Here is a 26,093-nt window from a genome sequence, read left to right on the forward strand (position 1 = left end):
ACAACGCCGGGCATGACGAAACCCCGCTCAGCGCGCCGCTGGATGTCGAAAACACGCCGCCGCAGCCACAACCCAATCACGCAGGCCAAATCACCATCAGCGGTGCAGCGAAGGTTGGCAGCGAACTGACCGCCAGCATCAGCGACAGCGACGGAGTACCGACCGGCGGCGTACGCTACCAATGGCTGCGCGACGGCGTCGCCATCAGCGGGCAAACGGGCAACACCTATCAGCTCACCAATGACGACGCCGGGCACAAAATCACCGTGCGCGCCACCTACAAAGACAACGCCGGGCATGACGAGGCCCCGACGAGCGCGCCGCAGGCCATCGCCCCGCAGGATGCCAACCACCTCACCGTTAAGGAAACCGACGGTCCCGTCGCCGGTTCGATGCAGATTGGCAACCTGGCCGACGGCGAAGGCGTGACCATCGGCAATACCACCCTCAATCTCGCCAAACTGGGCAATCTCGTGCAGCAGCCGCAGACCGTGCTGGATAACGACAAGGGTACGTTGACGCTCACCGGTTATGACCGCGCGAGCGGCACCCTGCATTACACCTATGATCCGAAAGAGCAGCCGGGTTCCGACAATGTGCGCGAGACGATTGACGTTGCGACCGGACGCGAAGATTTCCGTGGTACGAACGGCATCGGTGTGCAGCCGCTCAACCCCGCCTGGGGTGCGAATCTCGCTGCTGCCGAAGAAAGCTACGCACGGGCGGCGCAGATGGGTGTCAAATGGGTACGCATTGTTGCTTCGTGGCACCGTGCGCAAGCGGCGGAAAACGGTGATTACAACTGGGAAGACCTCGACGCTGCTGTCAAACTCGCGCAGAAATACGGCATGAAAGTGCTGATGCAGGTCAGCGGCACACCGGAATGGGCGAGTGGTGCCGACCAGCTCAGTGCCGCTGAAAAAGAGGCGCTGGACAAGCGGGGCTTCTGGGTCAGCAACTTTGCGCCCAAACCCGAACACGATGCTGACTACGCCAAATTCATGGCCGCTGTGGTCAAGCGTTATGCGCCGCAGGGCATCCAGGATTACGAAGTCTGGAACGAACCGGGCAACCCCGGCTTCTGGCACGACAGTCCGGGCAACCTCAAACCTAACGCCGCGCACTACACCAACCTGCTCAAACTCGCCTACAAAGCCGCGCATGATGCCGCGCCTGATGTCAATGTGCTGGCGGGTGGCATGACCGTGGGCGAGACACGCAGCTCGGATGGCTACATTGACCCGCGTGATTTCCTCGAACAGATGTATGCAGCAGGTGCCAAAGGTCATTTCGACACCCTCTCGCACCACCCTTACGGCATCACCTCGCGTGAATTCAAATCAAACGGCTGGGCGCTGATGAACGGCGATGTCGTCACCCCGCCCCCTGGCGAAAAAACCCTGAAACAAATCATGCAGGAACATGGTGATGGCAGTAAACACATCTGGGCGACCGAGGTTGGCCGCGAGGCCATGTATCAGGGGCTGGACGAAACACAACAGGCCGCCGTCATCAAAACCCTGCTCGAACAGCACGCCAAGACCGGTGAAGGACCGATGATCCTCTACCAGGTGCAGAATGACCGCGCCCCCTATGTGCCAGGCATCATCAGCCGTGATGCCGACGGCGATGGCAAACTGGACGTAAACATCGACACTAACGGCGACGGCAAGCCCGATGCCAATATTGATGCGGACGGCAATGGCATCCCCGATGCCCTCGACAAGGCCAATCACGAAAACTACTTCGGCCTGTGGACACACGACGGCAAAGAAAAACCCGCCGTCAGCGTCATCCGTGCCGCCGCCGGACAAGCGGGTGAAGTCAAGCACAGCACCCTCACCGTGGACATTCTTGACGACGGCGCGAACCCCGCCCCCGTCAACCACGCGCCGACCGACATCAGCCTCAGCGCCGACAAAATCGCCGAAGGCAAAGACGGCGCGACCGTCGGTAAGCTCACCACCACCGACCCCGACAGCGGCGACACGCACACCTACACCGTCAGCGACAGCCGCTTTGAAGTAACCGCCGACGGCACCCTCAAACTCAAAGCGGGGCAGCACCTCGACTATGCCACGGAAAAAACCGTGGACCTCACCATCACCGCCACTGACAGCGGCGGCCTCAGCGTGCAAAAACGCTTCTACGTCTTCGTGCAGGACGACCCCGGCTACCCCGCGCCGCCCGCCAACCACGCGCCGACCGGCAGCGTCACCATCACGGGCGAGGCGGTGGTCGGCAAAACCCTGACCGCCGCGAACGATCTGGCGGATGAAGACGGCCTCGGCAGCATCAGCTACCACTGGCTGGCCGACGGCGTCGAAATAGGGCAGGGCGGTACTTACACCCTGACTGCCGCCGAAAAGGGCAAAACCATCACGGTGAAAGCCACCTACACCGACGGCAAAGGCACGGCGGAAGCGGTGGAAAGCAGCGCCACCGCCGCTGTTGCCGACGACACCCCGCCGCCTGCGAACCACGCAGGCGCGGTTGCCATCAGCAGCGAAGCGAAGATTGGCGGCACGCTGACTGCCACCGTGACTGACGCCGACGAGTTAGCCGCCGATGCCGTGCAATACCAATGGCTGCGCGACGGCAACCCCATCAGCGGACAGACGGGCAACCGCTACACGCTGACCCAAGACGACGCGGGTCATCGCATCAGCGTCAAAGCCATTTACACAGACAACGCCGGACACGACGAAACCCCGACCAGCACACCGACAGCCACAATCGCCGATAACCCGCAGCCGAACCATCCGGGCAAAATCAGCATCAGCGGGGAGGCGCGCGTCGGCAACACCCTGACCGCTACCGTTGAGGACAGCGACGGCTTCACCGCCGATAACGTGCAATACCAATGGCAGCGGGACGGCATCGCCATCAAAGACGCCAGCGGCAAAACCTATACCCTCACCGCCGCCGATCTCGGCCACACCATCACCGTCAAAGCCAGCTACACCGACCACGGCGGCCATGCGGAAACGCCGGAAAACCACAGCGACACCGTGCAATACGGCATCTACCAGCACACTACCTACGGCAAATACATCGACGCAGGCGAATTCGGCGTTGACCCGACAGGCGCGACCGATAGCACCACCGCGCTCAAAGCCGCACTGGCCGCCGCACAAAAAGAAGGGGCAGCGCTCTACCTTGGCAAAGGCACCCTGAAAATCAGCGAACAACTCGCCATTGACGCCGCGCACGACAAAGTCACCGGTATCTTCGGCGACGGCATGGGCAAAACCACCGTCACCTACAACTGGCAACAAAAAGGCAAAGACTTCAACTGGAACACCAACCTCGACGACGTACGCAGCGAGGCAGGCATCCTCGTGGACGGCCAGAGCGGCAAAACGCTGGCCCATTTCAGCCTGCGCTACGAACACCAAAGCGAGCGCGACTTCTACCGCCCCGCCGACAGCTACTTCGGCAAAGTGAACGGCATCCTCGTCAACGACGCCAGCCGCACCAAAATCGACAGCGTCGAAGTCAGCGGCGCCAACCGCGCCGGCATCCACTTCACCTCAACCAAAGCCGTCGCCGAAAACGCGCACGACCGTTTCGCGCGCGGCGAACTTGACGAACACAGCGCACCAGGCGGCAGCGACAACCAGGTCATCAACAGCCACCTGCACCACAACCGCGTCGCCGGCGTCCTCTTCGCCTACCAAAAAAACATCACCGTCGCAGGAAACGAACTCGCCTGGAACGGCCACGAAGCCGACGGCGGCACCGGCTACGGCGCGGCCAGCATGGCGGGTAGCTACAACATCGGCGTCACCTACCGGGACAACCACACCGACCACAACTACCGCAAAGGCCTCGACATCCACGACGGCGAACACATCCACATCGAAAACAACCGGAGCGACGGCGACCGCTTGAACGGCATCGCCGTCTATAACCGCCGCTTCAGCATGACCGACGTCACCATCCGCAACAACACCGTCAGCGCCGACCCCAACTTCCGCCTGGCCGAAGACGACGGCGATTACAGCGGCAAAGTCACCTACCACGGCTACACCGGCATCCAAATCCAGACCAACACCCAGTTCCGCAACCTCGGCAGCCAAAACGGCCAATACACCATCAGCGGCAACACCATCAAAAACCTCGCCGTCTATCAGGACAACATCCACACCTACGCCATCGAATACAGAAATCACGAGCGCGACATGGATTACACCCTGGACATCCGCGACAACCACATCAGCGGCGACAGCAGCAAATACCTCATCGGCATCATCAACGACACCGGACGACAAAGCGGCACGGGCGCGGGCAGCGGCACCATCAACATCAGCGGCAACACCGCCGACATCGGCCGCATTACCCCCGGCGCCATGCCCATCTACATCCAGGAAAGCAACAGCGACGGCAAACTGCGCGGCGGCGTCACCATCGCCGACAACCGCATCACCATCCGCGAGGCGAGCGATGGCGTCGCCGAAATCCTGCAAGTGCTGGGCAACGCCGAGCACTACGACGTGCGCGACAACACCTTCAACATCCACGGCAACATCGACAAACCCATCATCGGCATCTACGGCTACGGCGACACGGCCAAACCCAGCCTCGCCGTTGCAGGAAACCACATCACCACCGACGACGGACAAAACATCCCCGCCAACTGGATCGAAAGTGGACAAAAAAACGGCGCAGATGCCGCCATCCACGCCCACAACAACACCCACAATGGTGCCGAACTCAACGACAGCCTCATCCCCGTCGGCAGCGGCGCGCGCGCAACCATCATCACCCCGAACATCAAAGACGCCGACTACGCCCAACTGATAGGCAAAAGTAGTGCGGACATCCTCGATTACCTCGGCGAACGCGGCGGCGACGCCTTCACCTTCGACACCGCCGAAACCCAGCACAACCTCATCGGCACCCTGGGCGATGACGTGCTGATAGCAGCAAGCGGTGCAGACCGCCTCGTGGGCAGAAAAGGCGCGGACCAATTCATCTTCATCACCAACCCGCTGAAAAGTGCGGACAGCCCGGCGCTGAACCAAATCCTCGACCTCAACACCGGAGAAGACCGCATTCGCCTCGTCGCCGGCAAAGGCGAGACCATCAAAAACCTGCACTACAACGCGGACAAACGCACCCTCGACTACGACCTCGACGACAGCGCGAACCACACCTACCACAACAGCATCACCCTGCGCGCCCACGACGGCCACGCCCTGAGCGAGGAAGAAGTCATGGCGGTGGTGAGCATCCTCTGATGCCGCCGGGCGATACCGGCGCCGGGGCAAAGCTCTCGCGCAATATCCGCAGCACCGCCGCGATGCGGCCGGTCTGCACGCGGTGCGGAGTGACGGCGTAGATGGCAAGCGGCGGCAGTGTCCAGTCGGGCAGGACGGCGTGCAGGCTGCCGTCCGCCAGTGCCGCTGCCACTTCGCCGTCGGCGAGCAGGGCGAGGCCGAGTCCCGCCATGCACAGCGGGCGCACGGCGGCGAGGCGGTTGCAGTAGAGGCCGCCCCCGATGTCGAGCGGGTGGTGTTCCGTGCCGCGCCGCAGTTCGCCGCGTGGCCATTCGCGGTAGATCCAGGTGTGGGCGGCAAGGTCGGCGGGGTGGGTAATGGGCGGGGCGTCGTGCAGGTAGGCGGGGGCGGCGCAGATGCGCCAGTGCCAGTCGGCGAGGTGGCGGGCGACGAGGTCGGGCGCGTCCAGCGCGTGTGCGCCGCCGCGCAGGGCGATGTCGATGCTGCCGTCGCGCAGGTCGGCCAGCGCTTCGTCGAGGTAGAGGCTGGGGCGCAGCGCGGGGTGTTCGTGGCGGATGCGCCGCAGCGCCTGCTGCAAGGCGGGAGCGTCGGCCATGCCGGTCGGTACGGCGAGGCGTACGTCGCCCGCGATGTCGGTTTTCAGGCTGGCGAGGGTCAGGCGGGCATCCTGCACGGTGGCGAGCAGGCGGCGGCAATGGGCGGCGAGCGCCTGGCCCGCGTCGGTCGGGGCGAGGCGGCGGGTGCTGCGGTGCAGGAGTTTGACGCCGTGCAGCTTTTCGAGGCGGCTGATGTGCTGGCTGACGGCGGAGGGGGTCATGCCGAGCGCTTGCGCGGCGGCGTGCATGCTGCCGTGTTCGAGGACGGCAGCGAAGGCGAGCAGCGGGCGGAGGTCGTCCATTATGTAGTCCTGCTTATGGGTGTGATGAGCGGTGGCGGCATTATCAGGCGGCGGTTTGCCGCTTACAATAAGCGCTCCTTCATTCAAGCAACACAGAGAGGTCTGTCATGAAATTTGCAGTCATTGGTGCCACCGGTTATGTCGGCGATGCGGTGGTGCGCGAGCTTGCCGCACGTGGTCACGAAGTCGCCGCGTTTGCCCGCCACACGGATAAAGTCTTCACCGCACCGCATGTGCGGGCGGTGAAGACCGATGTGCACGCGCCCGATTTCACCAGGCAGCTGGCAGGTTTTGATGCCGTGGTCAGCGCCTTCAATCCGGGCTGGACGAATCCGGATATCGGCCGCGAGTTCACGCTGGGCTACGCCGCCATCCTTGCCGCCGCGCGCACCACCCAAGTGCCGTATCTGCTCGTCGTCGGCGGGGCGGGCAGTCTTTACGTCGCCCCCGGTGTGCAACTGATCGATACACCGGCGTTTCCAAAGGAGATTTTCGACGGTGCCAACGCCGCCCGCCATCTGCTGCGCGACCTGGAAGGCAAATATCAGGACGTGCACTGGGCGATGGTTTCGCCGCCCGCCCGCCTCGGTGCCGACGGCGGTTTTAGCGAGGAACGTACCGGCAAATACCGCCTGGGCGGCAACGAGCTGCTGATGGACGGCGACATCCCGGCCGGTATCAGCGTCGCCGATCTGGCGGTGGCGATTGCCGATGATGCCGAGCGCAAGGGGCATATGCACCAGCGCTTCACCGTGGCGGCGGCATAAGGGGAGCCTGTGAAAAAGCTGCTGCTCACCGCCCTGCTTGCCGCATCGCCGAGGGCGATCTGGTGGTGCTGCATGTGTTCAGCCGGGCCGCGCCGGACGATAAAGGCGAGGCGGTGGTGGACATCTTCCGCTTCAATGACGACGGCAAAATCGTCGAACATTGGGACGTCATCCAGCCGATGCCGAAGCCGGAAGAGATGGCGCAGCAAAACGGCATGTTTTAAGCGGCCTTACCCGCAGAAAATCCCGCTCCGGCGGGATTTTTTGCAGCGCTACAATGGCTTCCCCTTCACCACGGACAAAGCCATGAAGCCCCGCGACAAACTCCCCTTATCCGCCTATGCCCCCTATATCCGCGCGCAAGCCTTATGGGGCGGGGCGCTGTTTATGCTGTCATACACGCTTCTTTTTATGCGGGGATGTGGAAGGGGTTGGCTGGCGAGCACCCCTGCCGATTCGTTTGCCTTAACGCTTGCCGTCTGTTTCCTGCTTTATCTGCCGCTGGCCGTGGTGTGCTGCATCGCGGGCTTCATCGTGAGCCGTTTGCAGCTGCGGGGTAACGCGTCCAGCGTCATCCTCTCGGTCGTTACCGCCGTCGCAGCCACATTTTTCAGGAAACTTTCACATACTTTATTGGTTGTAAAGCACTTTTCAAAGAGTGGCTGTGAAAAGCTCTAATTTTTTACAAAGGTGGACAAATTTTAATGCCTTTTTTGAATACGGATGAATATTGAAAGAAACAGAAGTAAACGGATGTTACAAGAAAATAGCACTGGCAGGCTGGGGGTATCTTTGGGGGCATAAAAAGATGCTGTAACCTGAGTTTCTACATTAATTTTCCGTTAATTATGCGACTCAAGGACACCCAAATCCGGCATCTGCCACTACCGGAAAAGCCCCGCAAACTCTTTGATGGCGGCGGTCTCTATCTGTATCTGACCCCTTCCGGCAAATATTGGCGCTATCGCTACCGATTTTTTGGCAAGAACAGAACGCTTGCACTGGGGGTGTATCCGGCCGTGAGCCTGAAAGAGGCGCGCAGGACGCACATGGAGGCGAAATTGTTGCTGGCTAAAGGGGGGTGGATCCGTCCAAGGAGAAACAACGCCGCAGAAGCGAGCTGAGGGCCGCTGCGGGTGATACGTTCGAGGCTATCGCCCTCGAATGGTACAAAGTCAATCGCCCACAATGGACAAGTGCCAGACATGCGCAAAATATTCTTGCGATGCTGCGGACTTACGTGTTCAGCCGCATTGGGCATTTCCCTATTGGCAACATCTCGCCGCCAATGATCACTGACTTGCTGACGGCCAAAGAGATCAAAGGCAAGGATGAGACTGCAAGACGTGTCAGACAGTACATAGGCGCCGTTTACGGCTACGCAATCCGTACAGGCAGGGGGACCTACAATCCCGCCCTCGTGACGGCTCAAATAGGCAAAGGAAGGCAGGTAGTGCATCGCCCTGCATTGCCGCAGTCCATGATTGGCGAGTTTTTTGCCCGGCTGGATGATTATCCAAACAAAGTGGCGCAGCTCGGGCTACGGCTGCTTGTTTTGACGATGGTCAGGTCCGGTGAGCTGTTGGGGGCAGAATGGGCCGAAATCGAGGGCAATGAGTGGCATATCCCGGCCGAGAAGATGAAGATGCGGCGGCCGCACGTCGTGACGCTCTCCGACTGGGCTTTAGAAACCCTGGAAGAATTGCACCAACTGCGCAAGGCAGAGTCCCCGTTGCTCTTTACCGGCAATCGCAATAAACCTGTGGGACAAAATATATTCTCCATTGTCATGACAAAAATGGGATATAGAGATATTGCAGTGCCGCATGGATTCCGTGCGATGGCATCGAGTATCTTGAATGAAAGCGGATTATGGAATCCGGATGCCATAGAAAGACAATTGGCTCATCAGCAAAATAATAAAATCAGGGCTGCCTATAATAGGGCTGAATATATGGAAGAACGTCACAAAATGATGCAGTGGTATTCTGACTTTATTAAAAGTCAAATAAAAGATAAAACCTAATTTATCAAGACTAGGAATAAAAAAAAGACCAGCCAGATACCGGTCTTTTTTATGATTGAAATAACTGGACGCTCTTTAGGAGCGCATCGTAATGTTTAACGCTTATAGGCGCTACAAAGGGGATAATGCGGGGAAAACCGGGTTACGTGGTTTATGCACATTTTTTCGGCTGTCAATATATTGATTTTAATCAAAATATTTCCAACCACATCATAAACCAAGGCAATAGCCATCCTGTGGTTGACTGGGTTATCCACATTCAACCATTTCAATAGGTTACAAAAGTCAAGAGGCTAAAAAATTAAATTACAGCCATAAACTTACTTACTTTTAATGTATCGGCAATAATTCTGCTTCTTTTGAGTTTCTGCATTATGTTGATTTTACATGATTTTATTTAGGGCCAAATTTTGACAAAATTCCTAGATGCTTGACATTACTGATTGGTATGCCCGTTTACGGGGATGTAGATTTTGTCCTCCATTTCAGGGGTCAGTGGGAAGTTGTCCGGCAGGCGGTTGCGCAAAACGTAGTAGTAACCGCTGCCCTCTATATAGTGCTGCCAGCGGTCTTCCTCCTCGTTGCGCTGCAAGATACCGCATTCATGCAGGACTTTGCAGGTTTTCTCCACACCCCACCACTCACCGGTCTTGGGGTCACGGCAACAGTTTTCGATAAACTCCCGTTCGGGGATCCAGTGGTCAAGGTACTTTTCAGCGTATTGTTTCATTTTGTCGCTCCTGATTTAGGTAATCGTTCTTGCATTATCCCGGATGTTGCAATGTCCATCAGTTTATAAAATCGTCCCAAACTTTTGCGTTTGCCGGTTTTGGGGTCTCTCCCAGAAAGAAGAAATTGCCAACGATTGTCTGAATCTTTGGCAAGCCACCCCAATTCATGCAATACTTCTTTGACTTCCTCTTCATCAAATATCGTGCAAAATTTCTCGCGGAATACAGAGGGAAAAATATAATATTCGTCCACCTTATATGAGTAACTATTGTTGCGTTTAACATACCCCATCACACCATCATCAGGGGAAACAGATTTGTCGGGATCAAGAAACAAATGTGAATTTTTGCATGATCATTATGCTGAGGTTTCTGATTTCTTCAGTATTACCCTGTTGCAAACGCGCCATTTTTCGCTCGTAATCGCACCAATAACTAAATATTTGTTGCAGTCTCTTTTGTGCTTCATCCAACGACAGCTCTATAGCGCCGGCTCGTGCCGCCAAAGAAACTCCTGTCATGGCGGCCGCAAAAATCTGCACCAGCTGCGGATTTTGCGGATCTCGCCAGCCGTCGTGGGCCAACAGGTTCTCGAGATATTTATCGTATAGGGTGGTTACGGTTTTCATAGTTGGACTCCGGATTATCGTGCATAGATAGATCTTCTTGCGCTGTCACGGGTGGGGTAATGCCGATCAGTTTGTAAAAGAGCCCCAAGCGTTTGCGTTTACCAGTCTTGGGGTCCTTTCCGTAAAGTTGAAACTGCCAGCGATCCCCCGTGTCTTTGGCCAGCCATCCCAAGCCGTGCAGCACATCCTTGACTTTCTCTTCATCGAATCCCTTGCAGAAGTGCTCACGGAAAATGGCGGGAAAAATGTAATACTCATCTTCCTTTTCCTCGAAAGGCTCGTAGCGTTTGACGTATCCGGGCGTGTCTTTGCTTGGCATATAAGGGTGTTCGGGGTCGAGAAAGAGCAAATCCCGGGTTTGCACAAAGTCCATCCCCATCCGCTTGATTTTTCCGGCTTCGTATCCTTCCTTGACTTGGCCATTGCGGGCACCAGTCTGCGAAGCAATCTTTGATGCCGGACAGGACTTCATCCGCCGTCAGCGTAATGATGTTGTGTTTGACCGCCATGACCAGCCCCGTTGCCGCTACCGCAAAGATCCGGGCGGTGCGCATGGTCTGGGCATTGAGCCGATAATTTTCACTTAATAGCGTTAGGTGTTCTTGGAACAGGCTGACAGCGGTCTCCCGCCAAAATGCCGAATCTTCTGCCAGACAGGTGATGTAGGTGCGCCCGGCTGTGCCGTAGTATTGTGTAACAGCACTGTTGAGGTGGTTCACGAGAGCCTTGAAGTCAGGGAAGTCATGATGGTTTTCGATTTTGTGCGGCAGGGAAGGACAGCGCACCAGCTGCCCGGCCATGATTTCACGGTCGAATTTCTGCAAATGGCTTTCCAGCGAGAGCTCGCCGGTAGAAGTGCAAAGGACCCGGAAACGGATCTCGGGGCGGTTGCCGCCATCCTTGTTGCCAAGCGCCCGCCCCTTGCCGTTGGCCAGTGAATAGATACTTTGATCAACACTGCGGCCGCTGCCGTCTTCGCCGATTTCATCCATCGAAAGCAGGCCGTCATTCCGTGCGGCGGCATTGTTGGTGAGTGCGTAGGCGGTTGTGTTCCAACTCTCGCTGGTGGTGGCACCGTGCCCCCACACGGATTGCGCCACGCGCTGGGTGGTGGTTTTGCCGCTGCTGTATTCGCCGAAAATGTGGATGATGCCGCCATCGATGTTGAGCCATTGCATGAGCGGGGCGGCAAAGGCGGCACCCAGCATCAAGCAAAGGCGGCTGTTGCCGGCCGCGTAGCGCCCTATCCGGTTTTTCCAGTCATCAAGGGTTCCGGCGCTGCGGTAGGCCAAGCGTTTGTCATTGGATACCTTGCCGTTGAAGTAGAGACGGGCGCTCTGGCCGATAATCTCGCCGCTGGGCACTGGGCAGGATATAGGCATCATCGTGCCATCCGGCCGTGTCGGTGATTGTCCATTGCTCACCGGCACCGCTTTCCTGGATAAATTCGATGAGCAGGTCCAGTTTTTTGCGCGCCGAGGGGATGTCAATGACGTTGCGCAGCAGCCGCCAGCCTTCCGGGGTGCCGACGTCGCCGCGCGCGATCAGGCACCGTTCGCCGCCGGTGCACTCAATCAGATAATAATGCTGCCCGGCAATATCGCTGCCCGTACCGACTACGGTAAAGGGGGCGCAAAGGCGGATCGGGGCGAGCCATGCCGTGCCGTCGGCCTTGACCGGATGATGCCAGATGCCGTCGTCATCGGCCACAGTGAAGGGGCGCAGGCATTGCGCGCGTTGCTGTGCCGGCGTGGCGGGTGCAGGTGTTGTCATGCCGCCGTCGTTTGCGGCGACGGCGGAAGGTTTGCGTTTGCCCATATTGACCTGCCTTATTGGGGTAAGCAGGTGCGGAATTGCAAACCGTATTCCTCGCGGGATTTGTCCAGCAAATCACAGAATTGCCCCACCACATGACGCCAATCCATAACGGACAGTCTTTCCACGCTTGCTTTATCGTCCTTGTGGAAATAATGAATGCTGGTATACGAGTCGTCTTGTAAATACGGTTCCGGATCCAGCCGCAGGGACAGGGTAAAAATATAGGGCTTCCCATCCTGACGGCTATCATGTTGTACGTTCACCATGCAGCCAATGCCGTAATGGTCAAAAGAGACATTCAGCGCATAGCCTCTGCTCAATAGCCGGTCGATGAGCACATGGAATAATTGCCTGGCTTCAGCGTGAGGGATGGTCAAACCGGCGGCATCTTTTCTTCCCTGACTTTCCGCCGGCAGGGGCAATTCATCACCGCTCCACTCCGGGCCGCCATCCACGGGTTGCCAGTGACTGCCATCTGCGCGGAAAACACGGCCGCTGCAACTGACAGCGAACACCCCGGGCCGCTCCATGTCAGGGAACTCCAAAGAGCCGATCCAGTCAGTTGCCTTGTTGCGCCGGACGATGATAAAGCCGGTTGTCGCCCGGGAGGCACCGATCGTGGATAATCCATATTCCTGCCGCTTGGTGCGGGCTGTTTCGCGCAGGTGTTCGAGGCGTTGAGCCGGTAATGGTCTTGCCGTCATGCCGCACCTCCCATGACTTCACCATGCACGCTGTCCTTCTGCGTGGCAAACTGCTCAATCAAGTCAAGGATGAGGCAGGTATCGGGGGCGGACAGGCGGAAGTCGGGATCGGTATGGGCGAGGGACAGGGCGCGCAGCAGGGCGGCCGTGTAAGCAGAGAGGGTTTCATTGACGGTATCGGTGGCATCACCGAGTACCAGGGCGATATGGCAAGACATGATAGTCTCCTTGTTGATTAGGGTCTGACTGCCGCCTTTCGTGCTAAGGAAGAGGGCGACAGCGAACGCGGGATTAGCACTACCGCTCAACAAGAAACGGCGAACCTTGCGGTTCTCCCACGCACGCTGCCATAGAAAACAGGCATAAAAACAGCGCTGGAACGCGCCGGTGCGCTTGCTGACAGGCGGGGTGCTAATCCCGATCGCGGCGGTGTGTGTCGCGATGGGCAGACTATAGCCCCTTTTTTGCCCTATTTGCAAGCGCTTCATTGAAAAGTTGACTTGTGTATCGTTACGCGATACAGTGCATAAATAACCCAAGGATTTACAATGATTAAGAGCTTCGCCCACAAGGGGCTCAAACGCTTCTTCTTCAAAGATGAGGCCAGCGGCATTCAACCGGAACACCGCCAGAAACTGAGAGTTTTGCTGACTGCATTGAATGACGCGGAAGCCATAGAGCAAATGGCACTGCCCGGCGCAGATCTGCATCCACTGAAACATAATCTTGACGGTTTTTGGAGCGTCAAGGTCAGCGCGAATTGGCGACTGATCTTCCGTTTCGAGGATGGTAATGCCTACATCGTTGATTATCTCGATTATCACTGACCGGAGAATATCCATGAAAATGAAAAACCCCGCCCATCCAGGACTTGTCTTGAAAACAATGTGTCTTGAGCCTTTGGGTTTGACCATCACAGAAGCGGCAAAGGTGCTTGATATGCCACGTGCGGCTTTGTCAGAAATTGTTAACGAAAGGCGAGGCATCAGCCCGCAAGTCGCATTAAGAATAGAAAAGGCGTTCAATAGCCAAGCTGAATTTTGGTTGAGGATGCAATCCACGTATGATCTTGCACACACCGACCCGCAATGCGCCGCCCGTGTGCAAGTTGTCCAACAACCGGCAGAACTGACCGAAAGCCACGTATAAATTTTGTGCTGCCTTGTCGTACAGTCCCTTCCATGACTTCGGGCAAAATTTGATACTTGCCCTGTTGCAGGCTCTGCCCTATGATGAGTATAGGAATTGAACATTTCTACCCCTTGAAAAGCACTCGGCCCGGAGTGCTTTTCTTTTGCCTGTTTACCGGGTATCCGCCGTAGCGGATACCGTCTTTTGGGTTGAAAGCCAGAAGGGAAGCCGGTCATTATCGGTTGCCGGGGCAAGGCACCCCGGCTTGCGTCCGGCCGCCATGAATAGAACCCCCGGCACCTTGCCGATGCGGGCGCCAATTCAACCTGACTTCATTCAGTCCTTTCATCACCACCTCCTGCCGCTTCGTCTTCGTTGAGTATTGCCGGCATCAGCGAGATGGCAATATCAAGCACACGCGCCATTTCCTCAGGTGTCGGCTGACCGCCCGGATGCAGCATTGCACTGCGCAGGGTTCCCAGTACCACCTTCAGCGTTACCGCTGCTGCACTGCCTTTGGTTGCCGTGGCGTCGATGTCCAGAACGATATGTATAGATTCCATGGTGTCTCCTTAAAATGAGTTACGCACGGCCCAGTTGCCGCGCCTGGGCAATCGTATTTGCCGATGTACTCAATCTGACCTGTCCCCGGGCCTTACGGATGCAGGCAAGCAATACCTCCATACGCTCCGGCGGGATGTCACCAGGTAATGCCTGTGGTAAGTCCCACCTCAGAATGTGATAAGCCACTACCTCATTTTCGAGCCAGCGATAGCTGTGTCCGTCCGCCAACACCGGGATTTTGCCGGCCTTGGCCCACCGGTACAGCGTTTGTCTCGATATAGACAACATGGCCGCCGCTTTGTCTGCGGTAATCAGTTTCATCTCTCCTCCTCGTGATAACCCGTGATAGCCGGATAACACTATTGTCCACGGAAGATACAAAAATATCAACTTAAAGTGTAATGCAAGACGTCATAAAACGATTTTAGGTGCGCTAAAACATGAAAATGCTGATAGTAGAATCACCGACAAAACGGAAACACATCGCCGCCTACTTGGGCGCGGGGTGGGTGGTTGAGGCCAGCTTCGGCCACGTGCGGGACCTGCCGGAGCAGGACATGGGCGTGGATCCCGGTAACTATCAGGAGACATATGAAGTCACCAAGTCAGGGAAGGGTGTGGTGGCCAAGCTCAAAGGCATGGCCAGACAGATGGAAGAAATCTGGCTTGCCACCGACCCTGACCGCGAAGGCGAGGCCATCGCCTGGCATCTGAAAACACTGCTGGGGCACGACAAAACCGTGCGGCGCGTAACGTTCAGCGAAATCACCCAAACCGCCGTGCTGCGTGCCGTGCAACAGCCGCGCGATATTGATGAAAATCTTGTTGATGCCCAGCGGGCGCGGCGGGTGCTGGATCGCCTGTATGGCTACAAGCTCTCGCCCGCATTGGGCGACAAACTCGGCAGGCGCGGCGTGTCGGCGGGCAGGGTGCAGTCCGTGGCTTTGCGTCTGATAGTCGAGCGTGAACGGGCGATCCGTACATTCCGCCCGGTCAAGCATTACGGTGCGGCGGCCATCTGCGAAACAGAGGGGCGGCAATGGCAGACGAAATGGGACACTGCGCCCTTTGTTACCGAAGAATCTCCGTACATCACCGACAAAGAAAGCGCCGGGAACGTGCGCCGCATGGCACAAAGCGGCTTGCGCGTCATCGCCTGCGGGGAAAAAGAACAGCAGCAAATGCCGCCGGAACCGCTGATTACCTCCACCCTGCAACAGGCCGCTGCCAACCGTCTGGGATTATCCGTGGGCGCGACGATGGCCGCCGCGCAACAACTCTTTGAGGCGGGCCTGATCACTTACATGCGCACAGATAACCCCAATCTCTCTGATGAAGCCATTGCCACACTGCGCGACTATCTGCGCGCAGCCGGACAAGATGATCACATTGCCGATCCCCCGCACCACTGGAAGGCAAAAGACGGGGCGCAGGAAGCGCATGAGGCCATCCGCCCCACCGACTTTGCGCGGCGCACCGCCAACAGCGGCGATCCAGTCGCAGATCAGGTCTATCAGCTCATCCGGCGCGCGGCCATCGCCAGCCAGATGCGTCCCGCTATCTACAAAATCAGGAAAGCGCGGCTGGAAATCCTCCGCCCCCTGACTTTGGACAACGTCCCCGCTCCGGGTTCGATGACGGCGGTCTTTACCGCGTCCGGACGGGAACTGCTGTATCCCGGCTGGCAGATCATCGCCAAAGACTACACCGATGATAACGACAAGGCGGAAAGCGGACAATTGCCGATGTTGACGGAAGGCCAAATCTGTCATCCACTCGAAACCGTGCTGCTTGAACCGGAAACGCGTGCGCCAAACCGTTTTACCGAAACCTCGTTGCTGAAACTGCTGGAAAAGCACAAAAGCGGCCGCCCCGCCACCTATGCCAACATCATTGAAACCCAATTGCGGCGCGGTTATGCCGAAATCAAGAAACGCTACTTTTACCCCACCGCATTGGGAGAAGCGGTGATAGATGCCCTGGCCGGCCGTTTCAACATCATGGAAACAGGATACACCGCCGCAATGGAAGCCGAACTGGACAACATCGCCAACGGCACTGCCGATTATCTGACCGTAGTCCGCCACTACGATCTCGCGCTGGATAACCGGCTGGCTGACTTTATCCAATCCTCAATCGAGGACGGCAGCATCATCCCCTGCCCGCAATGCCAAAACGGGAAACTGCGCCGCATCAATGGCAAAAAAGGCACTTTCTGGGGATGCTCGAATTACAAGGATGGTTGCAATTACATGGCTCCCGATGAACACGGCAAGCCCGGAACACCCATGTCAAAATCCACGGCGTACCCCTGTCCGCAATGTGGTGAGGGCCATTTGCAGCGGCGCGCCGCCAAGAAGGGAAAGGGAAAATACTGGTGGGGCTGCGACAGATACCCCGCCTGCGATTACACCACCTTTGATGACAAGGGCAAACCGCAAAAAGCAAAAAATACTTGAAAAGTCAGGGATGATGCGTAAAATATTAAAATTCAATATTATTTTGGAGATCAAATTATGAAAAAGGTATGGAACATCATCCTGATTCTTTTAGGTATCGTTGCAGCTATCGTTGGCATTAATTACGCAATTTATATAATGCGTGTAAATGACGCCCAGAATAAACTGAAGAGCGACTACGCGTTATTAGATAAAATTGAGGAAATGACAAATCCCGTGTAAAGACAAGAAGCAATAGCGCGTGGTTTCTTGTTAAGATTCCCTGAGATTATGGGAACAGGTACTAAAAAAGGAACAGAAAGAGATTTATGCAAGAGAGCTGGTGAAATTTACAAAAAAGCAAAAGAAGAGCCCCATGCTAATTAAAGATTAATTGTTCTCAGGTGCTTTAATATTAAAGATACATATTTAGGACTAACAAATAAATAATGTGCGCTATTGTTGTATTCGCCATCTTGGCGGCAGGTATCATTTATGAAGGAAAAGATGTTGCCGAAGCGTTTTCCCTGCTTGCTTTTTTGGGAGGTCTCTTTTTATTCACTCCACGCAAAGGAGAGGTAGATGAAGATGCGGGGGGGATGCGCGCTAACTTTTTTGGTACTCGGCGCTATCTTTGCCTATTTTTATAGTTGATAGTCAAGCAGTCAGGCTGAGACCTGAAACTGCATAAGAATAATTCCCCAAGATCTCAAAATCAGTAATTGGTTGATACATAGGGTTGAGCGCGGCGAGGTGTACCGCCCCGCCGACCCGGATGATCCGCCGGAAGACATCCACCACCACATCGCCCACGCGCGCCCTTGCGTACACCAGTTCCCCGCCTTCCGGCGGGTTTTTTATGCGCGCATCAAAGACCACCAGCGTCCCCGGCGGAAAAGTCGGCCACTGCGGGGCAGTCATGCTGTCGTCATCCATGACTACCGCAAAGCCCTCAACCACGTTGTTCATCGCCGGAATCGTCACGGCTCCATTGTTTCCGGTCCGGTTGATGACCGACAACTCACCGCCCACGCTTCTTCGGCTGCTTTCACCATAGATGAGCTGATCGATGGAAACCCCGGTAGCTTCGGTAATCGTCATCAGGTTTTCCACATTCGGGGTATTCGCCCTTGTTTCGGTCAGCCATGCACTGACGGCGGACGTGGAAACTTCACAAAGCTGCGCCAGATGACGGCGCAGTTCTCTCTTTTTAATCCCTGTATTTTCAAAGGCTTTTATCAGCTGGTTGATAAATATCTGTTTATCGATTTTCGCGGCCATGAGGTGTGTGGGGAGTTGTTGCGGTGTACCGGGACGGCAAAGCATCCCGCCGCAACATCCTAACATTTCTGCATCTGACCTTGCTTAACGGGGAGGAATGTTATATTTTAAGTACCTTAATCCCTGCCATGAAACAATTATAAGTGCAAGCATGACCCTCCCGGAATACCTTGACCAATACGGACGCGGCGCAATCAAAGCCTTGTCCAAGAGCATCAGCGCATCACCGGCGCAAATCGGGCACTGGCTCAGAGGGCGCTCACCCATTCCTGTGGCCAGAGCTATCCAGATTTACTTCGTGACCGGTGGCTTCGTCGGTTTGCATGAAATGCGTCCCGATTTTTTCCCGCCGGACTGCAAGCTGGTTTACACGAAACAGCTGCCGGATTACAGCAAGACAGCAAGGAGGCATAAGGATGTTTGAGTTCATGGGGTGTGCGGTTGTGGTGCCGCCGGAACAGATGAGCGCGATTGTGCGGACAGAGAGCAGCGCACACCCCTTTGCCATCGGTGTGGTCGGCGGCAGGCTGTCGCGCCAGCCGCAATCCCTGGTTGAGGCCGTGACGACGGTAAAGCTGCTGCGCAAAGGGAACTTCAATTACTCGGTGGGCATGGCGCAGGTCAATCAAGTCAATTTCAGTGCCTATCAACTGCACGAGGGCAACATGTTTGACCCATGCACCAACCTGCACGCAGGCAGCCGGATTCTGGCCGCCTGTCATGCACGCTACGGCAACTGGCCCAAAGCCTATTCCTGCTACTACGCCGGCAATCCCGTTACCGGCTACCGGCACGGCTACGTCGGCAAAGTCCTGCAAAACGGGGCAAAACCCGTCCTGACTTCCGTCCTGATGCCGCGCGCATCGGATGATCTCATTCACTTTATTCCCCACAAAAGGCAAGGAGGCAAAGGCAAATCCACGCCGAGAACCATAAAAAGCATAGACAAACCACTGACATTGCGGCAACGCAGACTCAAATCCTCTCTTTCCAATTCCGGTACAACAAATGAGTAAAACGCTAAAAAACCATCTATTGACATCATGGCACAACCGCCATTTTTGGCTTGTGGCACTCGCCATAGTCACGCTGCTGATTTCTGATCCCGCCGCCGCCCAGGCGTGGGCGCAAAAAACCAAGTCCATTACCGACGACATCGTGCTGGGGCTGCGTCTTTTGTGCTATCCGGTCGCACTGGGTGCCGGTATCTGGATCGTCATCGCGATCTGGACGGGCTCGAAACGGCTGCAAGACATGACGAACTGGATCATCGGTGCTGCCGTGCTGATTGCACTGCCCGATCTGGTCAAAATGATCCCGACATCATGAATGAAGAAGCAGCCGCGCCCCTGTTCCGGGGCGCCACCCGCCCTGTGATGTTCTTCGGCTTGCCGACAGAAATACTCCTCAAAGTCGAAGCGCCGCTCATCCTGCTGGCCGCCGCCCTGTGGCCGCTGCTGCACTTCTATTCGCTGCTTTTCGCCATCCCCGTCATCGTGAGTGGCTGGATGATGCGGGATTACACCAAGCGGGATGACCAGTACATGGTGATCTGGTTCATGGAGGTGATTGAGCGGTTCCGCTTTGCGCAGAACAAATTACGCAATCTGACGGTGCTTCCGCCCTATCCGCTGCCGCATCGGGGATTCATGCATGATTAATACCAAAACACCCACGGCGGGGATTAGCGACTGGATCCCCTATTCTTCCCACATCTCGCCCGAAATCATCAAGCTGCGCGGCGGCAGTTATCTGATGTGTTTCAGACTGCAAGGCGTGAATTACGTCGGGCAGGCACAAAGGGAAATTGATGCACGGGTGCTGCAAATCAATCAATTCATCGCACAGTTGCGCGCGCCGCAACGGTACAACCTGTACATCCAGACGCACTGCATCCGCAGCAATGGCACGGCGTCATTGCCTTCTGACTTTGATGCAGGATTCGCCGCCGAGCTGGATAAAGAATACCTGGAAAAAGTTATCTACGGTTCACCCATCATCAGTACCGATTACTACATCAGCATTATCTACCGACCCTACAAAAGGATTGCCGGATTCACACCATTCAAGAGCACACTCAAAGAAATCATCAAACTGGCCAAACAGGCCGAAGATACCCTGGGCGAAATCAAGCAAAAGTGCTGAGTTACTTTGCAGATTATGACATTGAAACACTGGGTGTCTATGAAAATGAAAAGGGTGTCCATTTCAGCAACACACTGCGTTTTCTGAGTTACCTGGTCAATCTGAGTGATTGTCCGGTGCCGCTGCAACGGACGCAAATTTGTAATTACCTGCCGACAGCAACCATATCATTTGGCAACAACGAATTTGTCAGGATTGACGACTTTGGCAAGACACGTTATGCCGCCATCCTGACTTTTTCTGAATACCCGGATGAAACTACCGCCGGAATGTTGCAGCCATTCCTAGAACTTCCGTGGGAAATGACGGTAACTCAGACCTTCGTACCGATTGACAAGGCAGAAGCCAAGTCATGGCTGGAGCGGGAATACAAGAGGCTGCAAAGCAGTGATGATGGTAGTCAGGCCGATATTGCTGATATTGAGGAAGCCAACGAAGGTGCCAAATCCGACAACTACGTACTGGGCGATTTTTACTGGTCCGCGTTGTTGATTGACGATTCGCTCGACAAGCTACGCCGCAAGATCGCCGAAGCACAAGCGGTACTGACCGGCTGCGGATTCAAGGCATCACCCAACAAGATGGCCAAGATGCATGCCTATTTTGCCCAGCTGCCGGGCAACATCGCTCTCAATCCGCGCCGTGCCAAGCTCAGTTCCGCCAACAGCGCACAGATGATGCCGTTCTTGATCCAAAACCACGGCAAGGCGCAGGGTAACGCTTGGGGATCGGCGGTATCGATGCTGCGCACGGTCAATGATGAAGTCTTCTATTTCAATTTTCACGCCCCGGAACAACGGGAGGACGTGACCGGTGAAGACGTGGCCGGCAACACCTTCATTACCGGTCAGACCGGCATCGGGAAAACGGTGCTGCTTTCTTTCTTGCTGGCGCAATCGCAGCGCTACACCGTCAAACCGCGCATTGTGATGTTTGACAAGGATCTGGGGGCCAGCGTCTTTATCAAGGCGATGGGTGGCCAGTATTCACAGGTCAAGCTGGGCGAGCCCACCGGATGGAATCCGTTCTTGATGGCGCCCACGGAAGAAAACAAAGCCCATCTAAAGCACCTGATCCGGGCCATCCTGAAAAATTATGACAAGCCCATTACGGTATCTGAGGATGAACTTATCCGGAAAGCCATAGAGCAAACACTCGACTTGCCGAAACCCATCAGGAATATCGAAGCTTTTTCCAATTTCCTGCCCAGTGGGGACGAAAGCGTACGGCAAAGATTACACGCTTGGACCAAAGGCGAATATCGCTGGATATTCAATAATCCCACCGACACCTTCTCGGCAGACGCCCATATCATCGGGATTGATTACACCCAATTCCTGGATGTGGATGAGATACGCACCCCCATCCTGATGTACCTGATCCACCGCATTCAGGAAATGATCAATGGTGTGCCGCTCATCATGTCATTTGACGAAGCATGGCGACCACTGCGGGATAAATCTTTCCAACTCTACCTCGAAGACAAGAGCCGCGTTATCCGTAAAGAACGTGGCGTACTGGTATTTGCCTCGCAATCCCCTGCTGATGCCTATGAAGGGCTTTCCTCTGCTTTCCTCGGGCAGATTGCAACCCATATTTTCCTGCCGAATCCCGCCGCAGACGAAAAGGTCTATATGGAAAAGCTAAAACTGAACAGGGAACAGTTTGAGCTGATTCGCAGCCTCGGCAAATATTCACGCGAATTTCTGGTCCGGCACCAGGGCGAAACCGCGCATTGCAAACTGAACATGCGGGGCATCGAGGCCGTCAAAGTCTTGTCCGGCTCTGCCTATCGCGCCCAGATTGCCGATGAAATGATTGCCCGATACGGCAAGGACGACTGGCTGCCGGCCTATTTTGAGCGGCTGTCGCAACCGGCGATCAAGGCGGAAGAAGAACGCTTGCGGCAAGAAAAAGAAGCCGAAGAACGCAGGAAAACCGCCGAACCGGTGGAAGCCGTTTAACACCACTTTTACTCACCCACAGGAGACATTCATGAAGTCACAACTGAAAAGCACCCTGGTCATTGCCCTGACTTTGGCCGTCACCACACCCGCTTTGGCGGGCGGTATCCCCGTCTTCGACGGTTCCGCCATCGCAATGGCAGAGAAGAACAGCCTGGCCGAGCTGGCAGAGATGGCCAAACAACTGGCCGAAGCCAAGGCGCAGCTTGAGCAGCTGAAAGCCAGTGTCAAAGCCATGACCGGCGACAAGGGATTTACCGAAATCCTCAACATGGGCGGCATTGACCCGCAAATTACCGGCACGCTGGAAGACCTGATGAAAGGCAACACCTCCGGCCTGACCAGCAAAGCCAAAGCCTATCTGGACAGCCTGCCGGATTGCAGCGGCAGCCGCGATAAGTCCATGTGCGAACAGGCGCATTTGGGCGGTGTGGCGCAACTGGACTTTGCGGAAAAATTGCACGAACAGCTAAACAACAAATTGCAAAAGATTTCAGAACTTTCTGAAAAAGCAAAGAGCGCCACGGACATGAAATCCATGGCTGAAATTCAGGCGCAGATTCAATTGGAAGGCAACAGCATCGCCGTATTGCAACAGCAAGCTGACAACTTTGCCAAGATGCAGGACGCCAAGCAGCAACTTGCAGCTAAACAGGCGGAGGAAAGAAACATTCAACGTAGAGTAAAAACTATCTCAAATAAAGCAAAAAAGGCCAATAGCTCTTACTCTGACACAAAATACTCTTCACTATTAAAATAATATGGCATTTGAAGTTTTTACACTTGCAGAACAGGTAATATCTACTGAAATTGTACGTTTTGCTATCTTTCCAATATCTATTTTAAGTGCAGGGGTAGTAATGTTAATCATCCCTTTGCTAACTATATGGTTTACTTATTGCGCTTACCTAATTATAACTGGCGTTATACCTGACTCGTTTAATCATCTTGTCAAAGATTTCGCTGTAAAAGGTAGCATCCTTTGTCTTGCAGGTTCTATTAGGCTCCTTTATTCACATCTAGTATATCCAATAATGGAAACACAGGAAGCTATGGCGCAAGATTTTTCATCAAGCGGAACCGCATCTATATTCAATAACATAGAAGGACATATAGGGCAGCTAGGAGATCTCTTAGAGGCTTCTATGGGAGTAGGAGAGATGACATCATCTGTTGAACAGGATACGCAGGCCAATGGCGGTGAACCATTAGGGTTTTTCAGATGGATGTGGGATTCCATTAAAGATGCTGGAACAAGAGTAGCTACGGCTTCAGAAAATCTGGGTGGAATATGGGAATTGGTAATGCTAGCTACAAAAATAGCTATCGTTATGGCTGGATTAATTTTTATGGGAATATTTTGTTTCGTCACAGTTATGCTAAATAAAATACTCTTTATGCTTGGATTGGGATTTGCACCTTTATTTATCATGTTCCTTACTTTTGATGCAACAAGGGGGCGGTTTGTTTCATGGCTATCATCTATATTAGGATATTGTCTTTCTTACCAATTAGCAATGATGACGGTATCTATTTTATTACAAATATATGCAGGCATTTATAATCAAGATGAATTAACTTTCGCCATAGCGGCTGCTTGCTTCACAACCAGTCTTGTTTTTACTGTGATTATTAACAAAATTGGTAACGTGGCGAGTTCATGGTTCGGTTCGAGCGGTTTGGAAGAAAGTGCAGCTTTAGGAGTAGCGTCCTTTGTTGGTGATGTAAAAAATTATACAAGGAAGGGGGGTAAATTTGTCGGTAAGGGGATAGGAAAAGCCGCTAGTTCTACTGCACATGTAGTCAGAGATAGCGCTGTTCGTTCATACAAATTAGTCAACGGCTTCCGGGTGCCGACCAAAATCAGCAAGGAGTAGTGATGTCTCAATATACAAAATTGATATTTCCGGGATTGTTGATGATGGTCCTGTCCGGCTGTTCTTCCGTCAAGACTTATGAAAACGAGGTATTCCCGCAAGGCGAGTGGCGGGCGGTCAATCCGCAATATTTCGGTAAAATGGAGGCACAACGGATATTGGAAGGAAGGATGAACTGATACATCTATAAATAAAGCTCTCACGAACACAAGGAATTATTATGACTAAATATTTTGAACAACGGCTGGACGAGGAAAATATCAAATCCAAAAAGGTGGCATGGTGGGCTTTCTCCGCCATGACACTGGTCTGTTTTGCGCTCACGATCACCATCATGCACATGACGCCGTTGAAGCGGACGGAAGTCAAGGTATTGGTGGTGGACAAGAACACGGGATTGCCGACCGAAGTTACCAGTCTGGCAACATTCGAGACCGGCAATGTGCGACAGATGTCCGACATTGAAGCACTCAATAAGTATTTCACCAATCAATATATCGTGGCGCATGACAGCTATAACTATTATGCCATCCGCAATGATTATTCTACTGTGCAGATTTATTCCACTCAGGAAGTCTTTGGCGATTATAAAAAGAAGTTCGAACCGCCCGTCAGTATTGAGAAACAGCTTGGTAAAGACAAGAATCTGGAAATCAGCGTAGTCACCATTGAGCAGGAGGATATTCCCACACCATTCAAGGGAGAAGACGATACCGGCGTAACCATGCGTGCCCGCATTGATAAGACCATCCGTAATGGGGACCAGATCCTTTCGCGGCAAAGCGGTATTGTTACCTTGACTTTCGGTTATGACGCCGACCTCGATATGGACGAGAAGGCGCGCAATATGAACCCGCTCGGCTTTGTCGTCACCAGCTACAAATTCACGCCGGACATGGCAACGGATGTGAAAGGCGCAGAAGCCGCAGAAGAAAGCGCAGACGGGGAAAAACCATGAAAGCACGGCGGCTGATTGCGGGATTGGCCATAGCCTCCCTGCTGGGGGCGGTAGCGAATGCGCAGGGCATCAAATACATCAACTATCACCCGGACAATATTCCGACCATTCCCACCGCGCCGGGTATTGCGTCAGAAATCATTTTTGAAGATGACGAAACCATTGAATATTTCACTTTCGGTTTTGATGATGCATGGACCAGCACCGTGGCGCTGGATCATATTCTGGTTTTCAAATCAAAGGATGAACAGCCGGAAACCAATTTGTTGGTGCATACCAACAAGCGCAATTATGTTTTCACGCTGATTACCGGCAACAGCGAATGGGAAAAATATCCCGACCGCTCAAAGGCGATTTATTCAATGCGCATCCGTTATCAGGACAATAAAAGCAAGACGGCACTGGCGAAACAGAGCGAGGCATCCGTACTGCGCAACCGCAGCATCACTGATGCCACGCTCAACATGTACAGCAACTATGACTACCGCGCCACCGAACGGGCGGCGGACATCATTCCGGTGCGGATGTGGGACAACGGCATCCTGACTTTCATCACTTTCCGCCCGGGCTCGAAACGCGGCGTGGTCTATGAATTGCAGGCGGATGGCCGCCTCGCGCAGGTGAACCAGCACACGGAGAAAAACGGTGTCCTCGTCGTGCAGGGCGTGTATCCCGGCCTGATGATCCGCTTGGGTGACGAAGCGGTGGATTGCGCCGCAACAACCAGTCCGGCCGCCGCGAGAACGAAACCAAGACCAATGTTCCCGGCACCCGCCGCACGATGGCCGGGGCGGCGCCGGGCGAATTTGATTACCGCCGGGGCGAAGCAGCACGACTGCAACGGGCGCAGATCTTCGCGACACCGCCCAAGCCGCCGCAACAGAACGATGAATCTTTTGTAGTACCCGCCATGCCGGAG

33 protein-coding genes and 1 pseudogene are annotated in these 26,093 nt (G+C 54.8%); 22 read left to right on the top strand and 12 right to left on the bottom strand.

Annotated features, from left to right (window positions below):
• On the top strand, nt 1-5,243 hold a 5,243-nt coding region (locus Q0562_RS05690; protein ID WP_298642269.1), incomplete at its 5' end, for a right-handed parallel beta-helix repeat-containing protein.
• Here Q0562_RS05690 and Q0562_RS05695 read toward each other — a convergent pair.
• Complete coding sequence (locus Q0562_RS05695) at nt 5,218-6,141, bottom strand: LysR family transcriptional regulator (RefSeq protein WP_298642271.1); 924 nt, start codon at nt 6,139-6,141, stop codon at nt 5,218-5,220. The two genes, Q0562_RS05690 and Q0562_RS05695, sit on opposite strands and share 26 nt — an antisense overlap.
• 107 nt (nt 6,142-6,248) lie before the next feature.
• Here Q0562_RS05695 and Q0562_RS05700 point away from each other — a divergent pair, with 107 nt between their 5' ends.
• The 5 genes and pseudogenes from Q0562_RS05700 (at nt 6,249) to Q0562_RS05720 (ending at nt 8,934) form a co-directional block, all read left to right on the top strand.
• On the top strand, nt 6,249-6,908 hold the full coding sequence (locus tag Q0562_RS05700) for an NAD(P)H-binding protein (RefSeq protein WP_298642273.1): 660 nt from the start codon (nt 6,249-6,251) through the stop codon (nt 6,906-6,908).
• 44 nt (nt 6,909-6,952) lie between these two features.
• Nucleotides 6,953-7,132 (top strand): annotated as a pseudogene (locus tag Q0562_RS05705) (hypothetical protein); the annotation flags it as partial.
• 40 nt (nt 7,133-7,172) lie between these two features.
• Complete coding sequence (locus tag Q0562_RS05710) at nt 7,173-7,586, top strand: hypothetical protein (RefSeq protein ID WP_298642278.1); 414 nt, start codon at nt 7,173-7,175, stop codon at nt 7,584-7,586.
• 170 nt (nt 7,587-7,756) lie between these two features.
• Complete coding sequence (locus tag Q0562_RS05715) at nt 7,757-8,032, top strand: Arm DNA-binding domain-containing protein (RefSeq protein ID WP_298642280.1); 276 nt, start codon at nt 7,757-7,759, stop codon at nt 8,030-8,032.
• A 164-nt stretch (nt 8,033-8,196) separates the two neighbouring features.
• Entirely contained in the window at nt 8,197-8,934 is a 738-nt protein-coding gene (locus tag Q0562_RS05720) for a site-specific integrase (RefSeq protein WP_298642284.1), read from the top strand.
• A gap of 436 nt (nt 8,935-9,370) precedes the next feature.
• On the opposite strand, the gene Q0562_RS05725 is transcribed toward Q0562_RS05720, so the two are convergent.
• Genes Q0562_RS05725 through Q0562_RS05760 form a run of 8 tightly spaced genes read right to left on the bottom strand, consistent with a single transcriptional unit; the run spans nt 9,371 to nt 13,034 of the window.
• Entirely contained in the window at nt 9,371-9,664 is a 294-nt protein-coding gene (locus tag Q0562_RS05725) for a hypothetical protein (RefSeq protein ID WP_298642287.1), read from the bottom strand.
• Nucleotides 9,661-10,002 carry a hypothetical protein gene (locus tag Q0562_RS05730; RefSeq protein ID WP_298642289.1) on the bottom strand — a complete coding sequence of 114 codons (342 nt, stop codon included), beginning with the start codon at nt 10,000-10,002 and terminating at the stop codon, nt 9,661-9,663. Before Q0562_RS05730 ends, Q0562_RS05725 begins: the two co-directional genes overlap by 4 nt.
• On the bottom strand, nt 9,992-10,294 hold the full coding sequence (locus Q0562_RS05735) for a hypothetical protein (RefSeq protein WP_298642291.1): 303 nt from the start codon (nt 10,292-10,294) through the stop codon (nt 9,992-9,994). Before Q0562_RS05735 ends, Q0562_RS05730 begins: the two co-directional genes overlap by 11 nt.
• Nucleotides 10,266-10,613 carry a hypothetical protein gene (locus tag Q0562_RS05740; RefSeq protein ID WP_298642294.1) on the bottom strand — a complete coding sequence of 116 codons (348 nt, stop codon included), beginning with the start codon at nt 10,611-10,613 and terminating at the stop codon, nt 10,266-10,268. Before Q0562_RS05740 ends, Q0562_RS05735 begins: the two co-directional genes overlap by 29 nt.
• Entirely contained in the window at nt 10,549-11,586 is a 1,038-nt protein-coding gene (locus Q0562_RS05745; RefSeq protein WP_298642297.1) for a DUF927 domain-containing protein, read from the bottom strand. The genes Q0562_RS05740 and Q0562_RS05745 overlap by 65 nt, the downstream gene beginning before the upstream one ends.
• Nucleotides 11,587-11,593: 7 nt before the next feature.
• Nucleotides 11,594-12,112, bottom strand: a complete 519-nt coding sequence (locus Q0562_RS05750) for a hypothetical protein (protein WP_298642299.1) — start codon at nt 12,110-12,112, stop codon at nt 11,594-11,596.
• Between the two features lie 11 nt (nt 12,113-12,123).
• Nucleotides 12,124-12,816 carry a hypothetical protein gene (locus Q0562_RS05755; protein WP_298642302.1) on the bottom strand — a complete coding sequence of 231 codons (693 nt, stop codon included), beginning with the start codon at nt 12,814-12,816 and terminating at the stop codon, nt 12,124-12,126.
• On the bottom strand, nt 12,813-13,034 hold the full coding sequence (locus tag Q0562_RS05760) for a hypothetical protein (RefSeq protein ID WP_298642305.1): 222 nt from the start codon (nt 13,032-13,034) through the stop codon (nt 12,813-12,815). The genes Q0562_RS05755 and Q0562_RS05760 overlap by 4 nt, the downstream gene beginning before the upstream one ends.
• A gap of 330 nt (nt 13,035-13,364) precedes the next feature.
• Between Q0562_RS05760 and Q0562_RS05765 the strand changes: the two genes are divergently transcribed.
• Both Q0562_RS05765 and Q0562_RS05770 read left to right on the top strand, forming a co-directional pair.
• Nucleotides 13,365-13,643 carry a type II toxin-antitoxin system RelE/ParE family toxin gene (locus Q0562_RS05765; RefSeq protein ID WP_298642308.1) on the top strand — a complete coding sequence of 93 codons (279 nt, stop codon included), beginning with the start codon at nt 13,365-13,367 and terminating at the stop codon, nt 13,641-13,643.
• A 13-nt stretch (nt 13,644-13,656) separates the two neighbouring features.
• Nucleotides 13,657-13,965: a HigA family addiction module antitoxin gene (locus tag Q0562_RS05770; protein ID WP_298642363.1), complete on the top strand. Its 309-nt coding sequence runs from the start codon at nt 13,657-13,659 to the stop codon at nt 13,963-13,965.
• A 314-nt stretch (nt 13,966-14,279) separates the two neighbouring features.
• Here the strand turns inward: Q0562_RS05770 and Q0562_RS05775 are convergent, their stop codons facing one another.
• Together Q0562_RS05775 and Q0562_RS05780 are read right to left on the bottom strand one after the other, a co-directional pair.
• Nucleotides 14,280-14,510 (bottom strand): hypothetical protein, encoded by a 231-nt coding sequence (locus Q0562_RS05775; protein ID WP_298642375.1) that lies wholly within the window; start codon nt 14,508-14,510, stop codon nt 14,280-14,282.
• 19 nt (nt 14,511-14,529) lie between these two features.
• A complete protein-coding gene (locus Q0562_RS05780) occupies nt 14,530-14,832 on the bottom strand; it encodes a helix-turn-helix domain-containing protein (protein ID WP_298642378.1) in 303 nt (100 codons plus the stop codon).
• Between the two features lie 119 nt (nt 14,833-14,951).
• On the opposite strand from Q0562_RS05780, the gene topA reads away from it, so the two are divergent.
• The 3 genes from topA to Q0562_RS05795 all read left to right on the top strand — a co-directional run bounded on the left by topA (nt 14,952) and on the right by Q0562_RS05795 (nt 17,599).
• Nucleotides 14,952-16,970 (top strand): type I DNA topoisomerase, encoded by a 2,019-nt coding sequence (topA, locus tag Q0562_RS05785; protein WP_298642381.1) that lies wholly within the window; start codon nt 14,952-14,954, stop codon nt 16,968-16,970.
• A 57-nt stretch (nt 16,971-17,027) separates the two neighbouring features.
• On the top strand, nt 17,028-17,192 hold the full coding sequence (locus tag Q0562_RS05790; RefSeq protein ID WP_298642384.1) for a hypothetical protein: 165 nt from the start codon (nt 17,028-17,030) through the stop codon (nt 17,190-17,192).
• 233 nt (nt 17,193-17,425) lie between these two features.
• Entirely contained in the window at nt 17,426-17,599 is a 174-nt protein-coding gene (locus Q0562_RS05795; protein ID WP_298642387.1) for a hypothetical protein, read from the top strand.
• 7 nt (nt 17,600-17,606) lie between these two features.
• Here Q0562_RS05795 and Q0562_RS05800 read toward each other — a convergent pair whose 3' ends face one another.
• Nucleotides 17,607-18,230 (bottom strand): S24 family peptidase, encoded by a 624-nt coding sequence (locus Q0562_RS05800; protein ID WP_298642390.1) that lies wholly within the window; start codon nt 18,228-18,230, stop codon nt 17,607-17,609.
• Nucleotides 18,231-18,381: 151 nt separating this feature from the next.
• Here Q0562_RS05800 and Q0562_RS05805 point away from each other — a divergent pair, with 151 nt between their 5' ends.
• From Q0562_RS05805 to Q0562_RS05855, 11 genes are read left to right on the top strand one after another with little or no spacing between them, the layout of a single operon-like run.
• A complete protein-coding gene (locus Q0562_RS05805; RefSeq protein WP_298642391.1) occupies nt 18,382-18,654 on the top strand; it encodes a YdaS family helix-turn-helix protein in 273 nt (90 codons plus the stop codon).
• The gene (locus tag Q0562_RS05810) at nt 18,647-19,246 is read left to right on the top strand and encodes a lytic transglycosylase domain-containing protein (RefSeq protein WP_298642393.1); all 600 of its coding nucleotides are present in this window, start codon (nt 18,647-18,649) and stop codon (nt 19,244-19,246) included. The genes Q0562_RS05805 and Q0562_RS05810 overlap by 8 nt, the downstream gene beginning before the upstream one ends.
• Nucleotides 19,239-19,559, top strand: a complete 321-nt coding sequence (locus Q0562_RS05815; RefSeq protein WP_298642395.1) for a TrbC/VirB2 family protein — start codon at nt 19,239-19,241, stop codon at nt 19,557-19,559. Before Q0562_RS05810 ends, Q0562_RS05815 begins: the two co-directional genes overlap by 8 nt.
• Nucleotides 19,556-19,891, top strand: a complete 336-nt coding sequence (locus Q0562_RS05820) for a VirB3 family type IV secretion system protein (RefSeq protein WP_298642398.1) — start codon at nt 19,556-19,558, stop codon at nt 19,889-19,891. The genes Q0562_RS05815 and Q0562_RS05820 overlap by 4 nt, the downstream gene beginning before the upstream one ends.
• Nucleotides 19,884-20,375 (top strand): hypothetical protein, encoded by a 492-nt coding sequence (locus tag Q0562_RS05825; RefSeq protein ID WP_298642399.1) that lies wholly within the window; start codon nt 19,884-19,886, stop codon nt 20,373-20,375. Before Q0562_RS05820 ends, Q0562_RS05825 begins: the two co-directional genes overlap by 8 nt.
• The gene (locus tag Q0562_RS05830) at nt 20,369-22,339 is read left to right on the top strand and encodes a hypothetical protein (protein WP_298642402.1); all 1,971 of its coding nucleotides are present in this window, start codon (nt 20,369-20,371) and stop codon (nt 22,337-22,339) included. The genes Q0562_RS05825 and Q0562_RS05830 overlap by 7 nt, the downstream gene beginning before the upstream one ends.
• Nucleotides 22,340-22,370: 31 nt before the next feature.
• Complete coding sequence (locus Q0562_RS05835; protein ID WP_298642405.1) at nt 22,371-23,099, top strand: type IV secretion system protein; 729 nt, start codon at nt 22,371-22,373, stop codon at nt 23,097-23,099.
• A gap of 1 nt (nt 23,100) precedes the next feature.
• Nucleotides 23,101-24,216, top strand: coding sequence for a type IV secretion system protein (locus Q0562_RS05840; protein ID WP_298642407.1), 1,116 nt, complete (start codon nt 23,101-23,103; stop codon nt 24,214-24,216).
• A 2-nt stretch (nt 24,217-24,218) separates the two neighbouring features.
• Entirely contained in the window at nt 24,219-24,395 is a 177-nt protein-coding gene (locus Q0562_RS05845) for a hypothetical protein (RefSeq protein ID WP_298642410.1), read from the top strand.
• A 41-nt stretch (nt 24,396-24,436) separates the two neighbouring features.
• Entirely contained in the window at nt 24,437-25,174 is a 738-nt protein-coding gene (locus Q0562_RS05850; protein WP_298642412.1) for a virB8 family protein, read from the top strand.
• Nucleotides 25,171-26,076 (top strand): TrbG/VirB9 family P-type conjugative transfer protein, encoded by a 906-nt coding sequence (locus Q0562_RS05855; RefSeq protein ID WP_298642415.1) that lies wholly within the window; start codon nt 25,171-25,173, stop codon nt 26,074-26,076. The genes Q0562_RS05850 and Q0562_RS05855 overlap by 4 nt, the downstream gene beginning before the upstream one ends.
• The last annotated feature ends 17 nt before the right edge of the window (nt 26,077-26,093 follow it).

It is taken from the genome of uncultured Cardiobacterium sp. (assembly GCF_938028825.1).
Classification (GTDB): domain Bacteria; phylum Pseudomonadota; class Gammaproteobacteria; order Cardiobacteriales; family Cardiobacteriaceae; genus Cardiobacterium.